This window comes from Pseudomonas sp. MWU12-2037 (assembly GCF_023242345.1).
Lineage (GTDB): Bacteria > Pseudomonadota > Gammaproteobacteria > Pseudomonadales > Pseudomonadaceae > Aquipseudomonas > Aquipseudomonas gingeri_D.
This window is the reverse complement of sequence record NZ_JALLIZ010000001.1, coordinates 79,766-93,969: the sequence shown is the minus strand read 5'-3', so window position 1 is coordinate 93,969 and position 14,204 is coordinate 79,766. Positions and strand designations below refer to the sequence as shown.

The following is a 14,204-nucleotide window of genomic DNA, read 5'->3' as shown; positions in this document are numbered from 1 at the left end:
CGATCAATAAAACAATAAGACGAGGGGGCGAGAAAGGTCGGAAAAAAACTGAATTTTCTTCTCGGCGCTCAAGTCGGACTTATCAAGCAGCCTGTTATTCAACAGCTGAACGTGCGCGATAGCGTCTCGAAAAACAGAACAAGGAAAGCACCATGAGTCTTATTCTGATCGTCATCCTGATCCTGCTGCTGGTCGGCGGCCTGCCCGTTTTCCCACACTCCAGAAGCTGGGGTTATGGTCCATCGGGGGTGATCGGGACAGTCTTGATCGTACTGCTGATCCTGGTACTGCTCGGCAGGATATGAACCTGCTGGCTTGAGTCGGCTCGCGACGGTCCGGTTGACGATCATCGCGAGCCAGCGAGTGCGGTATCAGTCGTTGCTCGGTTTGTTCACGGCCTGCAACACGTATTGCGGCAAGGCAAACGCACCGAGATGGATCTCGGGATTGTAGTAGCGCGTGACAATACCGCTGCCAGCAAAGCGCTGGCGCAGGGTTTCCAGAGACAACTTGCGCGACGCGGTGTGGGTCGCGCCCCAGGCGAAGGTCATGGCACCGCCGATGTAGGTCGGTATCGCGGCCTGGTAGAAGTGCCAGTCCGGGAACAGGCTGCGCAGGCGTCCCGCGGTGGTCTGCACTTCGGCCAACTGCATGAACGGCGTACCGTTCTGGGTCACCAGGATGCCGCCTTCGTTCAGGCAGCGACGGCAGGCCTGGTAGAAATTTTCGGAAAACAGCACTTCACCGGGACCGATGGGGTCGGTGGAGTCGGAAATGATGACGTCGAACTTTTCTTCGGTGGTGGCGACGAAACGCATGCCGTCGTCGATCACCAGGTTCAGCCGCGCATCGTCGAACGCGCCCTTGGAGTGCTCCGGCAGGAACTGCTTGCACATCTCGACCACGGTGGCGTCGATCTCGACCATGGTGATGCGCTCGACGCCGCGATGCTTGGCCACTTCACGCAGCATGCCACCATCACCACCACCAATGATCAGCACGCGCTTGGCACTGCCATGGGCGAGGATAGGCACATGGGTGAGCATTTCGTGGTAGATGAACTCATCGGCCTCGGTGGTCTGGATGACACCGTCCAGGGCCATGACCCGGCCCATGCGGGCGTTTTCGAAGATCACCAGGTGCTGGTGCCCGGTGCGCACTTCGTGCAGCAGCTTGTCCATGCGAAAGCGCTGGCCGTAGCCTTCGTAGAGGGTTTCTTGGTAGTGGGTTTCAGGCGTATTGCTCATGGGAAGTGCTCCGGTGAAGGCGAGTGGCAACGGACGGTTCCCCGCCCATGGCGGGCTATCGAACAAGCAATGGGCACCAGCGGCCATAGCCTCGATAATCCGGGAAAGGCGCGCATTTTACGTTGCGAACTATGACAGGTCGAATCGTCCCGGGACAAAGGCCGCCGACTTCCACGGTCAAGGAACGAGATATTTGATCAGCAGTGCGGTGACTGTCGACACGGTACCGACAAAGCCAATGGCAATCGCGACCGGGTACCAGAACGTTTCACGGGTCATCTTCCCCGCCTCGGCATTGAGCTTGCGTTGCTCGGCGATAAGCTTGGCAATCTCGACATGGGTTTTCTCAAGCTGGGCCTGTTCCATACTCATCTCCTGCATGGGCTAATCCTTTAGCGTAGGGTTTCGGGACAGGTCCTCCCTTGAAGCCAGAGAAGAGACCTGGGGGCAAAGCTTCCAAGCTTTTTACCCTGCTCGAACCCTAGGACTTCATCCGTGTAAATACCATCAGCCCCCTACAACCAAAATCGTAGGCAATTTCCGAGACGCAACCAGAATGTGCCCCCTCTGCCAGGGTGGCACCTTGTTCAAGCGCGCATTTGACCGCCACTAGCGCAGATTGCCACGCGGCCCGGCGATGGCCCAGATGATCAGGCCGAGTACCGGCAGCAGGATGATCAGCAGGATCCAGAGGATCTTCATCCCGGTTTCGGCAGGGCTTTTCAGCACATTGAGGATGGCCCAGATATCCAGCGCCAGGATGATCAGGCCGATCAGGCCATTGAAAGTGGAACCCATGGTCTTGCTCCTAGATGAGGATCTGCCCCCATAGGATAGCCGGCCGCCGCCAGGGTTCACTTTATTGCTGCGCGTTCAACCGCGGCGACTCAGACGTGCAGCGCGACTCTCAGGGCTTCCAGGGAGGGCACGGCGGCAATCCCGACCTCTCCACACAGGGCCAGCACTCGCGGCAGGTCATTGCCGTAGACCAGCACCGCCTGCAGTTCGTCGTCGAGCAACTGGCTGAAGTTCACCAGTACGTAGCCGCCCATTTCCGGGTTCATGCTGCTCAATTGGACCTGGATACGGTTCAAGGCGGTCAAGGCCTCGACCTTGGCCAGCTGCTTGGGCTTGATATTGAAAGGCACGTCCTTGCCGAAGGACTCGACGATCCGGGCGAACAGATCCATGTAGGTGTCGGCCTGGAACAGCACGGTCTCGGGCAGGCTACCGACCACCACCCACTCGCCCAGGGGAATCGGAAAACTGTCGTCGTAGTTGATGTCCGGATTGGCCGCCAGGAAACCGACCTGGTCGGCGTAGGCCTGGGCTGCTTCATCGGCGATCTGCAGGATTTCGGCCTCGCTCATGCAGCCGGAGCTGATTTTGCTGATGAGTTCGACGAGGGCGGTTTTCATGGACAGGTCCTGCAGAGGAGAAAATGACGGCCGCGAAGAATACACCAATTCCCCCTGAAGCCGGTCCATCCGCGCCTGAATCCCTGTCGACGGGCTGGCGAACGGTATCACCATGGCACCATTTGGCATTTTTATTTTCATAAAATTGATTTATGAAATAAAACATGTCATTTATAGCCACTACAAGATCAGGCGGAGCTACCCGCCACGCCAATCCGGACGGCACCTCGCCCACACTTCACAAACAACGGGAGTCAACAATATGAACAAGACAGGACTTCTAGGTGCCCTGGCCCTCTGCGCCTTCAGCATCCTGGCCCATGCCGACGAGGACAGTCTGCGTATCGGTATCGAAGCCGCCTACCCGCCCTTCTCCTACAAGACCCCGGAAGGCAACCTCGGGGGGTTCGATTACGACATCGGCAACGCCCTGTGCGATGAAATGAAGGTCAAGTGCCAATGGGTGATCCAGGAGTTCGACGGGATGATCCCCTCGCTCAAGGTGCGCAAGATCGATGCGGTGCTGTCGTCGATGTCGATCACCGACGACCGCCTGAAATCCGTCGACTTCAGCGAAAAGTACTACCACACCCCAGGCAAGTTCGCGATGAAGGCCGGCAGCCTGATCAACGATCCGCTGGTGGATCTCAAGGGCAAGAAAGTCGGCGTGCAGCGCTCCTCCACCTACGACCGCTTCGCCACCGAACAACTGGAGAAAGCCGGCGTCGAGATCGTGCGCTATTCCTCACAGAACGAGGCCTTTCTTGACCTGGCGTCGGGTCGCCTGGACGCCACCCTCGCCGACATCGTCAACACCGACGAGAGCTTTATCAAAACCCCGGCGGGTAAAGGCTTCGCGCTGGTCGGCCGCGACATCAACGACCCGAAATACTTCGGCCGGGGCGCCGGTATCGCCCTGCGCAAGGGTGACACCGCGAACGCCGCGCGCCTGAACGCGGCCATCGATGCGATCCGCGCCAATGGCAAGTACCAGCAGATACAGGCCAAGTACTTCGCGTTCGATATCTACGGCGAGTAAACCTTCCCGTGACCTTGGCGCCGGCTTGCCGCGGGCGCCCTTCTCCCACTTGTCCCGCGCGCCCGACGGCGCTTCGGGCGAGGAGTTTCATCATGCTCCACGGTTACGGATCAAGCATCCTCGAGGGTGCCTGGCTGACCCTCAACCTGGCCCTGAGTGCGATGGCCATGGCCATTGTCCTGGGTCTGATCGGTGCCGCCTTTCGGTTATCCCCGCTCAAATGGCTGGCGATGCTGGGTGAGGGTTACACCACCCTTATCCGCGGCATCCCCGACCTGGTCCTGATTCTGCTGATTTTCTATGGCGGTCAGGATCTGGTGAATCGCCTGGCTCTTGCACTCGGCTACACCCACTACATCGACATCAACCCCTTCATGGCCGGTGTCTGCACCATGGGCTTCATTTTCGGCGCCTATCTCTCGGAAACCTTTCGCGGTGCCTTCATGGCCATTCCCGGCGGCCAGGGCGAGGCCGGGATGGCCTATGGCATGAGTGGCCTGCAGGTGTTCCGGCGGATCCTGCTGCCACAGATGATTCGCTTCGCCATTCCCGGTTTCACCAACAACTGGCTGGTGCTGACCAAGTCCACCGCGCTGATCTCGGTGATCGGCCTGCAGGACATGATGTTCAAGGCCAAGAACGCCGCCGATGCCACCCACGAACCCTTCACCTTCTTCCTCGCCGTGGCGGCGCTTTACCTGATGCTGACCAGCCTGTCGCTGCTGGTGCTGCGTTATCTGGAAAAACACTATTCGGTCGGCATCAAAGCCGTCGAGCTGTAAGTGGAGAGCCACCGATGATTCTCGATTACAACCTGATCTGGCAAAACCTGCCGCTGTATCTCGGGGGGGCCTTGCTGACCCTCAAGCTGCTGCTGATCTCCCTGGCCCTGGGCCTGATGCTGGCCATCCCCCTGGCGCTGCTGCGGGTCTCCCGCTCGCCGCTGCTCAACTTCCCGGCCTGGCTGTACACCTACGTGATCCGCGGCACACCGATGCTGGTGCAATTGTTCCTCATCTACTACGGCCTGGCGCAGTTCGAAGCAGTCCGCCAGAGCCTGCTCTGGCCCTACCTGTCGAGCGCGACCTTTTGCGCCTGCCTGGCCTTTGCAATCAACACCAGTGCCTACAGCGCAGAGTTGCTCGCCGGCAGCCTGAAGTCGACACCCGGCGGCGAAGTCGAGGCCGCCCGGGCCATGGGCATGTCGCGCATGACCCTGTACCGACGCATTCTCCTGCCCTCGGCCTTGCGCCGCGCGCTGCCGCAGTACAGCAACGAAGTGCTGATGATGCTGCAAACCACCAGCCTGGCGTCGATCGTCACCCTCGTCGATATCACCGGCGCGGCGCGCACCGTCAGCGCGCGCTTCTATTTACCCTTCGAAGCCTTTATCACCGCCGGCCTGATCTACCTGGCCATGACCTTCGCCCTCGTGCGTCTGTTCAAGTTGGCCGAGCGCCATTGGCTGGCGTATCTGGCGCCACGCAAGCACTAAGGAACCCCCATGCAGCAGATCAACTACGTCCTGCCCTGGAGCGCCACGGGCACCGAGCGCCAGCTGTCACTGTTTCGCTTCGGCAGCGGCTCGCGCAAGGCCTACATCCAGGCCTCCCTGCACGCCGACGAACTGCCCGGCATGCGCGTCGCCGTCGAGCTCAAGCGCCGCCTGCGTGAACTGGAAGACCAGGGGCGCTTGATCGGTGTGATCGAACTGGTACCCATGGCGAACCCCATCGGCATCGGGCAGATGTTCCAGGCCACCCATCAGGGTCGCTTCGAGTTCTCCAGCGGCAGCAACTTCAATCGCGACTTCCCGCAACTGACCGACGCCGTGGCCCGGCAGTTGGAAGGCCAACTGGGCGCGGACGCCGTGACCAACGTCGGACTGATTCGTCGCGCCATGCTCACGGTCATCGAGCACCTGCCCCCGGCCATCTCGGAACTTGACGGTTTGCGTCGCCAGTTGTTGCGCCATGCCTGTGATGCCGATGTGGTGCTCGACCTGCACTGCGACTTCGAGTCGATCATGCTGCTCTACGCCCTGCCGCAAAACTGGTCGCGCCTGTGTTCCCTGGCCGCGCGCCTCGGCGCCGGAGCCGCCCTGCTGGCCGAGGATGCCGGCGGCAATGCCTTTGACGAAGCCTGTGCCAGCCCTTGGGTGCAACTGGCCAAACGCTTCCCACTGGCCAATATCCCCCTCGCCTGCATAGCCACGACCGTTGAGTTGCGAGGTATGGCCGACACCGATAGCGAGCCCTGCATCGCCAGCGCCGAGCAGATCCTCGGCTACCTGGCCGAACAGGGCCTGATCAGCGGTCAATGGCCGGCCGCGCCCGCCCTCTGCTGTGAAGCCACTCCGTTCGCTGGCGCGCAATATGCCTACGCGCCACACCCCGGCGTGGTCAGTTTCCTGCAGCCGCTGGGTGCGCGAGTCAAGGTCGGCGACCCGCTGTTCGAAGTCATCGACCCCGTGACCGACCAGCACAGCGTGGTGACCGCCAGCACCGACGGCATTCTCTATGCCCGCGAACGCCTGCGTTTCGCCCAACCCGGCTTGTGGCTGGCGAAAGTCGCCGGTCGTACCCCTATTCGCCAGGGTCGCTTGCTCAGCGACTGACTTCAGCAGAGTGAACAGCATGAACAAACTTGAAATTCAGGACCTGCACAAAAGCTACGGTGCTCACGAAGTGCTCAAGGGCGTGTCGCTGGAGGCAAAAGCCGGTGATGTGATCAGCCTCATCGGTTCCAGCGGCTCCGGTAAAAGCACTTTCCTGCGCTGCATCAATTTGCTTGAACAACCCAATGCCGGTCAGATACGGCTCAATGGTGAACAGCTCAAGCTGGTGGCCAACGCCTCGGGCGGGCTCAAGGCCGCCGAGCCGAAGCAACTGCAACGCATGCGTTCGCGACTGGCCATGGTGTTTCAGCACTTCAACCTGTGGTCGCACATGAGCGCCGTTGAAAATGTCATGGAGGCCCCGGTGCAGGTCCTCGGTGTGTCCAGGAAAGAAGCCCGGGAAAAGGCCGAACACTACTTGAACAAGGTCGGCGTGGGACACCGCCTGAACGCCTATCCGGCGCACATGTCCGGCGGCGAGCAGCAGCGTGTGGCGATAGCCCGGGCCCTGGCCATGGAACCGGAAGTGATGCTCTTCGACGAACCCACTTCGGCGCTCGACCCGGAGCTGGTCGGTGAAGTGCTCAAAGTCATGCAGGACCTGGCCCTGGAAGGTCGCACCATGGTCGTGGTGACCCATGAAATGGGCTTCGCCAGGGAGGTCTCCAACCAGTTGGTATTCCTCCACAAAGGCCAGGTCGAAGAACGCGGCAACCCGCGCGAAGTGCTGCGGGAGCCCCAGTCCGAACGTCTCCGGCAATTCCTCCGCGGCAGCTTGAAATAGCCGCCGCCTGACACCCCGACCATTGCCGGCCCCGCACGTCGACGGCCGGCTTCGGATACACTGGCACCCGCCCTTCCACCCCCAGAACCTGTTGAGCCGGATATGCCGACCCCCTCGAAAAACACTACGGTCTATGCCGCACCGGTCATGCGCAAACTGGCGGAAATCGTTGCCGACCTGCAGCCCTCGCTGCGCAAGGTGGCCGACTTCATCCTGCGCCATCCGTTGAAAGCCGCGACCCTGACCATCGAGGAGATGGCGCAGGCCACCGCCACCTCGCCCGCCGCGGTCAACCGCCTGGCCAAGGCGCTGAACCTGGGTGGCTACACCGGTATGAAAGCCGAGCTGGTGGCGACCTTGCAGCAGATGGTGTCGCCGGTGGACAAACTGCGCAACGAACTGGCGCACCGCCCCGGTGGCGCCTTCGGCCTGCATGAGCAGATCGAGAGTGCCATTGGTAACCTCGGCACCACCGGCACCAACAACCACCCCGAAACCTTCGAAGCCTTTGTCACCTGCCTGACCCAGGCCCGCAAGATCTACATCCTCGGGTTTGGCAACAGCGTCTACATGGCCGGCCTCGCGGCTTCGACCCTGATGCCCTTCTGCGCCGACGCGACCGCCATCAGCATGGAGGGCGGTAACGAAAACGCCGCTTATCGACTGGCGGCCATTACCGACCAGGACATCCTCCTGGCGATCTCGCTGCCACGCTATTCCCTGGATACGTTGCAACTCTCGCGGTTTGCCCACGAGCGTGGCGCCACGGTGCTGGCCATCACCGACTCGCCGGCCTCGCCGCTGACCGGCATCGCCCAGCACGTGCTCTTTGCCCCGGCCGACCACGCCGTGTTGACCAGTTCCAACATCGCGGTACTGGCGTTGATCGAAGGCTTGGTAGCCGGGGTGATGGCGCGCAACAAGGAAGCCGTGAAACTGGCAACCGAACTCACGGAAAGCGTGATGTCCTACCTGCACATACCCGGCAGCAGCAAGCCAACGAAAAAGTGAGCATGGCCGCCGCGCGGTATTTGCAGCAGCGCGTCAGCCGAGGATTTTCTGCAACTGCGCCGCCGTGTCCTGGGCGCCCATGGTCTGTGCCGCGGCCAATGCGGTGACGCCGTTGGCGTCCTGGGCCCGGGGATCGGCGCCCTGGCTGAGCAGGTAATCGACAATCGTGGTGCGATTGAACATCGCCGCCATCATCAGCGCCGTGCGACCGTCCTTCGACGTCCCCTCGACCTGGGCCCCGCCTTCGATCAGCAACCTGACCATCTCCAGGTCGCCCTTGAACGCCGCGCCGGCAATCGGGCTCTGGCCGTTATCGTTTTGTATCTGCGGATCAGCCTTGTGCTCCAGCAACACACGCACCGCATCGGCATGCCCGTGGTAACTGGCCAACATCAGCAAAGTGTCGCCCTTGTGGTTACGCAGGTTCGGCGGCAGGCCTTTGCTCAACAGGGCCGCAAGCATCGGCGCATCGCCCTTGCGCGCCACATCGAACACCTGTTCGGCGAACTCGGCGGCTTGGTCTTCGGTCATTTGTCGGGCCTGGTCGGACATGGAGCGCTCCTTGGCGTTGCTTGGACAGGGCTGTAAAGGACTCCAGTTTCCCGAGCCTCCTGCTCGCTGTCATGCCCTATTTTTCAAGCGCTTCCATAGAGACAATCAATAAAAGCCAGCGGGAGGTCCGGCGCCAGGCCTGCGCCAAACGACCAGACATCGGCAAAATGCAGGATGCACGATGGCCTTTCTTGCAAAATGCACGACCGCGTAAAACCAACAAAAACATAACTTATTGTTTTATAAGTAATTTTTTAAAATCCCATGCTGGCACAATCACTGCACCTATGACTCCATGCCCTACATGAGCTAAAGGAGTCCATAGACATGAGCCTGATCCAGGAAAAGTTTGCTTCGGTATTTTCCAACTACAAGGTCACGACCCAAGCGCGTCCGGATGGCGGCATCCTGCTGACCCTGCAGGCCAGCGACGGCAAGCAAGTCCGGCGCTCGGTTTCCTACGCACAATTACACACCGCGGAACAACTCACCTGGGTGATCAGCGCCATTCGCCGCGACCTCGCCAGCGAGCCCGGTGAACTACCGTCGATCGCACTGTTGCAAAGCCAGAACCGCTTCGCACTGCCGACCTATCAGTAAGTCAGTAAGCAGAAAACCACAAGCACCCGTTGAAGCCTGTCGGACTCTCCCGGCAGCCCTTCCACGGGTGCCATGCAACTTGCCTGCACCCTCTCACACCAAGCCACGATTAACCGCCTCTCCCACGGCATGCGCCCGATTGCTCACACCCAGTTTGTGATAGATATTGCGCAGATGAAACTTGACCGTGGCTTCGGAAACATCGCGAATAACACTGATTTCCCAGACGGTTTTGCCTGCCCGTGCCCAGCGCAACACTTCCAGTTCCTTTTCGCTCAAGGTTTTGCTCTTTGACAACCGGCACCGGCGGGGCTTGTCCAGCGCGGGCAGGACGACAACGTGGGACGGTGTCTTGGAGGATTGAATAAAATCCTGTTTATTCCGCCCTCGCGAATCGGCAATATCGACCACCCTGCAAGAAACTCTGCGCACGACATCGGCACCCAGCATTTCGGGAACGTTCATGATTGTTTCTCCCTCTGGTTTCAATAGATCTCCCTGCCGTGACCAATGCTTCTTAGCCACAGACAAACACCCATCAAAAAACAGAGAGTTACACAGAAAGGGGATTTAACAAGCAACCACAAACACAAACAGGGATGCCCGACATTTCAACAGGCAATTTCCTACAACTTAAAACACACAAGGCCGACTCAAGTTTTAATCAAGACGACCGTCCATGCTCTGTTTAACCTAAAGAGTCGCCAGATCAATCTCGGCAAAACTGCTCACGTTCGGGTGGCCGGGCAGTTCTCCACCGTCGCGAGCCAGGCCGCAGGTCAGCATGCCGGCCTGGCGGGCGGCATCGAGTTCTTCGACGATATCCGAGAGGAACAGGATCTGGCTTGCCGGGCAACCGATGGCTTCGCTGATATATCGATAAGACTGCACTTCGCGCTTGGGTCCCGAGGTGGTATCAAAATAACCGCTGAACAAGGGCGACAGGTCACCAGCCTCGGAACAGCCGAAGATCAGCTTCTGTGCCTGGATCGAGCCCGAGGAATACACATACAGCGCCAAGCCCTGCCCGTGCCAGTCCTGCAGCGCCCGGACCGCATCCGGGTACACATGCCCCTTGAGCTGACCGGCTTCATAACCCTGCTGCCAGACCATGCCTTGCAAGGCCTTGAGCGGCGTGGCCTTGCGGTCCTCGGCAAGCCAGTCGAGGAGAATCTCGATCACCCGCTCGACATCCGCCGCCGGCTCACCGCTGTCCAGCCGCACCGCCCCCAGTTGCACCGCCACCTCCGGGCGCTCGGCGTGTTGCCGGACAAACTCCGGCAAATGCCCGGCCGCGTAGGGAAACAGCACGTCGAAGACAAAGCTCACCGCACTGGTGGTGCCTTCGATATCCGTGAGGATGGCTTTGATCGGCATGTCGGATCCTTCTGGGTGGAATGGCGGAGTCAGTCTTCGAGACGCGGGAAACGGTTGGCGATGTCCTCGCCGGTGAACTGGGCGACCCAGCCTTCGGGGTTGTTGAACAGGCGAATGGCGACGAAATGTGGGTGTTCGCCCATATCGAACCAGTGCGGCGTACCGGCCGGTACCGAAATCAGGTCGTTCTTTTCACAGAGCACGGCGTAGACATACTCGCCGATGTGCAGGGAGAACAGACCGCGACCGGCAACGAAAAAACGCACTTCGTCTTCGGCATGCCGGTGCTCGTCGAGGAACTTGGCGCGCAACTCGGCCTTCTGCGGGTGATCACTGTTCAGGCTGACGACGTCGACGGTGATGTAGCCGCGCTCGGTCATCAGACGGTCGATCTGCGCCTGGTAGGCGGCGATCACCTCTTCCTGGCTGGCACCGGGCTGAATCGGCGCGGCAGCTTGCCAACGGTCGAAACGCACCCCTTGCTCGGCCAGGGTCGAAGCGATGTCGTCGACGTGGGTCAGGACCTTGTTCGGGAGGTCCGGGCTTGAAACGTGATAAACGGACAGGCTGCTCATGGGACTCTATTCCTCGACTGGGCTCTGCGTCGACCTGCTCTGGAGGCCGGTCCGACGCGCCGGATAATCAGATAATCAACAGTTCGTGCAAAAACCGATATTCAGGAAGACCGCAGCGAACGGACTTTCAACTCACATTCAAAGAGAAACTCGAACGCTTCGATCTGGCGCAGGGCGTCGCTCATGCGCGCCCCCCAGGTGTAGAGACCGTGCCCGCGAATCAGATAACCGACGCAATCGGAATGCGCCTCGAGCCAAGGCTGCACCTTGGCCGCCAGCCGCGCAATATCCTGGTCATTATCGAAGATCGGCACCCGCACCCGGGACTCATGGGTCGTGACCCCGGAGAAAGCCTTTTGCAGCTCATAGTCTTCGAACTCGATGAACTCGCCGGGCGTCATCCGCGACAACACCGTGGCATTCACCGAATGGGTGTGCAACACCGCGCCGATCTCCCCGCGCCAGGTATAGAGCTGGGTGTGCAACAGGGTTTCGGCCGAGGGCTTCTTGCCCGGCTCCAGGCTGTTGCCCGCCAGGTCGGTGGCGAGCACATCGTCCGGGCCCAACTGCCCCTTGTGCTTGCCAGACACCGTCAGCAGCGCCTGGCTGGCCGACAGGCGGGTCGAATAGTTGCTGCTGGTGGCCGGCGACCAGCCGCGACCATACAGAAAGCGCCCGGCCTCGATGATCTCCAGGCTCAATTGTTCACGGGTCAGGTTCATGGCCGCTCCTCTTCCATGCGTGTGGCAATGATAATGGCCGCGGCCAGGGCCGCGAGGCTGGCGATGCTGAAGGTCCAGGTCGGCCCCAGGCTGTTCCAGCTATAACCGGCGTACAACGCGCCCAAAGCCCCGCCCGTACCGGCCAGTGCAGCGTATAACGCCTGCCCCTGGCCTTGCTGGCGCGCGCCGAAGCTACGTTGCACGAAATGAATGGCAGAGGCGTGAAAGCTGGCAAAGGTCGCCGCGTGCAGCACCTGGGCGAACAACAGCACCGCCAGGTGATCGGCCAACGCGCCCAGCAGCAACCAGCGCACGGCGGCCAGGAGGAAACTGGCCAGCAGCACCCGACGGACCGAAAAGCGCGCGAGGATCCGGCTCATGGCCAGGAACATCAGCACTTCCGCCACCACCCCCAGTGCCCAGAGCATGCCGATCAGCCCACGCGTGTAGCCGAGGCTTTCCAGGTGCAGGGTCAGGAAGGTGTAGTAAGGACCATGGCTCATCTGCATCAGCGCGACACAGGCATAGAACGCCAACACCCCGGGGCGGCGCAACTGTCGCAGAAAACCTTCGCCAGGCACTCTCGGGCCCTGGCTCGGCGGCTGGGCATTGGGCACCCAGGCGCTGCTCAGGACGATACCGGTCATGATCACCACAATGGCCACCGGGTAGATATCCAGGCTCAGGGCCTCGAACAGGCGTCCGAGTGCCACCACCGTGAGGATGAAACCGATGGAACCCCACAAGCGGATCTGGCTGTAACGTGCCGCCTGGCCCTGGACCTTCAGATGGGCCAGGGTGATGACTTCGAACTGTGGCAGCACCGCGTGCCAGAAAAACGCATGCAGGGCCATGACCAGCGCCAGCCAGGCGTAGCTCTTGTCGAAAAAGATCAGCGAAAACGCCAGCAAGGTGCAGACCGCGCCGAAGCGCACGATCGCCAGGCGCCGGCCCGTGTAGTCACCCAACCAGCCCCAGATATTCGGCGCCACGCAGCGCATCAGCATGGGAATCGCTACCAGTTCGCCAATCCGCGCCGGGGCAAACCCCAGATGGTGGAAGTACAGCGCCAGGAACGGCGCCGTCGCTCCCAGCAAGGCGAAGTAGAACAGGTAGAAACTGGACAACCGCCAGTAAGGGAGCGGCGCCCCCGGCATTACAGCTGGCCCAGTACCGGTGTGCCAACCCGCACATCCGCGTTCTGCCCGCGGTGACGCAGCAGGTGGTCCATCAGTACGATCGCCATCATCGCTTCGGCGATCGGGGTGGCACGGATGCCCACGCAAGGGTCATGACGGCCCTTGGTGATCACGTCCACCGGGTTGCCATGGATGTCGATGGAGCGTCCCGGCGTAGTGATGCTCGAGGTCGGTTTGAGGGCCAGGTGCGCGACAATCGGCTGGCCGGAGGAAATCCCGCCAAGGATGCCGCCGGCGTTGTTGCTGAGGAAACCTTCCGGGGTCAGTTCGTCGCGATGTTCGGTGCCGCGCTGGGCCACGCAGGCAAAACCGGCACCGATCTCGACCCCCTTGACCGCGTTGATGCTCATCAGCGCATGGGCCAGTTCCGCATCCAGGCGGTCGAAGATCGGCTCGCCCAGGCCCGGCATCACGCCTTCGGCAACCACGGTGATCTTCGCACCGACCGAATCCTGGTCGCGCCGCAACTGGTCCATATAGGCTTCAAGCTCAGGCACCTTGTCCGGATCGGGACAGAAAAAGGCATTCTGCTCCACCGAGTCCCAGGTCTTGAACGGGATTTCGATAGGGCCCAGCTGGCTCATGTAGCCACGGATAACGATGCCCTGGCTGGCCAGGAACTTCTTCGCGATGGCACCGGCCGCCACGCGCATGGCGGTTTCCCGGGCGGAACTGCGGCCGCCGCCACGATAATCGCGCTCACCGTATTTATGGTGATAGGTGTAGTCGGCGTGGGCCGGGCGGAACAGGTCCTTGATCGCCGAGTAGTCCTTGGACTTCTGGTCGGTGTTGCGGATCAGCAGGCCGATGGCGCAGCCGGTGGTACGGCCTTCGAAAACCCCGGAGAGGATCTCCACTTCGTCGGCTTCCTGGCGCTGGGTGGTGTGGCGGCTGGTGCCCGGCTTGCGGCGGTCGAGGTCGCGCTGCAGGTCGTCCAGGGACAACTCCAGGCCCGGAGGGCAGCCGTCGACAATGGCGACCAACGCCGGGCCATGGCTTTCGCCTGCGGTGGTGACAGTGAACAGCTTGCCGTAAGTATTGCCGGACATGCAGGGCGCTCCGC

The 14,204-nt window shown here is 61.1% G+C and carries 18 protein-coding genes and 1 pseudogene; 8 read left to right on the top strand and 11 right to left on the bottom strand.

Features of this window, described 5'->3' with window-relative positions; all coding sequences use genetic code 11:
* Positions 1-152: 152 nt before the first annotated feature.
* A complete protein-coding gene (locus tag M5B42_RS00470) occupies positions 153-305 on the top strand; it encodes a DUF3309 family protein (RefSeq protein WP_103495920.1) in 153 nt (50 codons plus the stop codon).
* A 66-nt stretch (positions 306-371) separates the two neighbouring features.
* Here the strand turns inward: M5B42_RS00470 and speE are convergent, their stop codons facing one another.
* The 4 genes from speE to M5B42_RS00450 form a co-directional block, all read right to left on the bottom strand.
* Positions 372-1,247 carry a polyamine aminopropyltransferase gene (gene speE / locus M5B42_RS00465; protein ID WP_152737257.1) on the bottom strand — a complete coding sequence of 292 codons (876 nt, stop codon included), beginning with the start codon at positions 1,245-1,247 and terminating at the stop codon, positions 372-374.
* A 177-nt stretch (positions 1,248-1,424) separates the two neighbouring features.
* A complete protein-coding gene (locus M5B42_RS00460; RefSeq protein ID WP_247263009.1) occupies positions 1,425-1,628 on the bottom strand; it encodes a hypothetical protein in 204 nt (67 codons plus the stop codon).
* Between the two features lie 228 nt (positions 1,629-1,856).
* A complete protein-coding gene (locus tag M5B42_RS00455; RefSeq protein WP_103495922.1) occupies positions 1,857-2,045 on the bottom strand; it encodes a PLDc N-terminal domain-containing protein in 189 nt (62 codons plus the stop codon).
* An 89-nt stretch (positions 2,046-2,134) separates the two neighbouring features.
* Entirely contained in the window at positions 2,135-2,665 is a 531-nt protein-coding gene (locus M5B42_RS00450) for a hypothetical protein (RefSeq protein WP_248744716.1), read from the bottom strand.
* A 262-nt stretch (positions 2,666-2,927) separates the two neighbouring features.
* Between M5B42_RS00450 and M5B42_RS00445 the strand changes: the two genes are divergently transcribed.
* The 6 genes from M5B42_RS00445 (at position 2,928) to M5B42_RS00420 (ending at position 8,116) form a co-directional block, all read left to right on the top strand.
* Positions 2,928-3,704 carry an ABC transporter substrate-binding protein gene (locus M5B42_RS00445; protein ID WP_152737255.1) on the top strand — a complete coding sequence of 259 codons (777 nt, stop codon included), beginning with the start codon at positions 2,928-2,930 and terminating at the stop codon, positions 3,702-3,704.
* A 92-nt stretch (positions 3,705-3,796) separates the two neighbouring features.
* Positions 3,797-4,486, top strand: a complete 690-nt coding sequence (locus tag M5B42_RS00440; protein ID WP_103495924.1) for an ABC transporter permease — start codon at positions 3,797-3,799, stop codon at positions 4,484-4,486.
* Between the two features lie 14 nt (positions 4,487-4,500).
* The gene (locus tag M5B42_RS00435; RefSeq protein ID WP_103495925.1) at positions 4,501-5,199 is read left to right on the top strand and encodes an ABC transporter permease; all 699 of its coding nucleotides are present in this window, start codon (positions 4,501-4,503) and stop codon (positions 5,197-5,199) included.
* 9 nt (positions 5,200-5,208) lie between these two features.
* Complete coding sequence (locus tag M5B42_RS00430) at positions 5,209-6,321, top strand: succinylglutamate desuccinylase/aspartoacylase family protein (RefSeq protein ID WP_248744715.1); 1,113 nt, start codon at positions 5,209-5,211, stop codon at positions 6,319-6,321.
* Positions 6,322-6,340: 19 nt separating this feature from the next.
* Positions 6,341-7,105: an ABC transporter ATP-binding protein gene (locus tag M5B42_RS00425; protein WP_248744714.1), complete on the top strand. Its 765-nt coding sequence runs from the start codon at positions 6,341-6,343 to the stop codon at positions 7,103-7,105.
* Positions 7,106-7,207: 102 nt separating this feature from the next.
* Positions 7,208-8,116 carry a MurR/RpiR family transcriptional regulator gene (locus M5B42_RS00420; protein WP_100939052.1) on the top strand — a complete coding sequence of 303 codons (909 nt, stop codon included), beginning with the start codon at positions 7,208-7,210 and terminating at the stop codon, positions 8,114-8,116.
* Between the two features lie 33 nt (positions 8,117-8,149).
* Here the strand turns inward: M5B42_RS00420 and M5B42_RS00415 are convergent, their stop codons facing one another.
* A complete protein-coding gene (locus M5B42_RS00415) occupies positions 8,150-8,668 on the bottom strand; it encodes an ankyrin repeat domain-containing protein (protein ID WP_103495928.1) in 519 nt (172 codons plus the stop codon).
* Between the two features lie 327 nt (positions 8,669-8,995).
* Here M5B42_RS00415 and M5B42_RS00410 point away from each other — a divergent pair, with 327 nt between their 5' ends.
* Positions 8,996-9,268 (top strand): DUF3509 domain-containing protein, encoded by a 273-nt coding sequence (locus M5B42_RS00410; RefSeq protein ID WP_103495929.1) that lies wholly within the window; start codon positions 8,996-8,998, stop codon positions 9,266-9,268.
* Between the two features lie 93 nt (positions 9,269-9,361).
* On the opposite strand, the pseudogene M5B42_RS00405 reads toward M5B42_RS00410, so the two are convergent.
* The 6 genes and pseudogenes from M5B42_RS00405 to aroC all read right to left on the bottom strand — a co-directional run.
* Positions 9,362-9,556 (bottom strand): annotated as a pseudogene (locus M5B42_RS00405) (helix-turn-helix transcriptional regulator); the annotation flags it as partial.
* 405 nt (positions 9,557-9,961) lie between these two features.
* The gene (mtnC, locus tag M5B42_RS00400; RefSeq protein ID WP_248744713.1) at positions 9,962-10,645 is read right to left on the bottom strand and encodes an acireductone synthase; all 684 of its coding nucleotides are present in this window, start codon (positions 10,643-10,645) and stop codon (positions 9,962-9,964) included.
* Between the two features lie 29 nt (positions 10,646-10,674).
* The gene (locus M5B42_RS00395) at positions 10,675-11,220 is read right to left on the bottom strand and encodes an acireductone dioxygenase (RefSeq protein ID WP_248744712.1); all 546 of its coding nucleotides are present in this window, start codon (positions 11,218-11,220) and stop codon (positions 10,675-10,677) included.
* Positions 11,221-11,321: 101 nt separating this feature from the next.
* Complete coding sequence (locus M5B42_RS00390; RefSeq protein ID WP_248744711.1) at positions 11,322-11,942, bottom strand: methylthioribulose 1-phosphate dehydratase; 621 nt, start codon at positions 11,940-11,942, stop codon at positions 11,322-11,324.
* Positions 11,939-13,099, bottom strand: coding sequence for an MFS transporter (locus M5B42_RS00385; RefSeq protein WP_248744710.1), 1,161 nt, complete (start codon positions 13,097-13,099; stop codon positions 11,939-11,941). Before M5B42_RS00385 ends, M5B42_RS00390 begins: the two co-directional genes overlap by 4 nt.
* Positions 13,099-14,190 carry a chorismate synthase gene (gene aroC / locus M5B42_RS00380; protein ID WP_152737249.1) on the bottom strand — a complete coding sequence of 364 codons (1,092 nt, stop codon included), beginning with the start codon at positions 14,188-14,190 and terminating at the stop codon, positions 13,099-13,101. Before aroC ends, M5B42_RS00385 begins: the two co-directional genes overlap by 1 nt.
* Positions 14,191-14,204 lie beyond the last annotated feature (14 nt).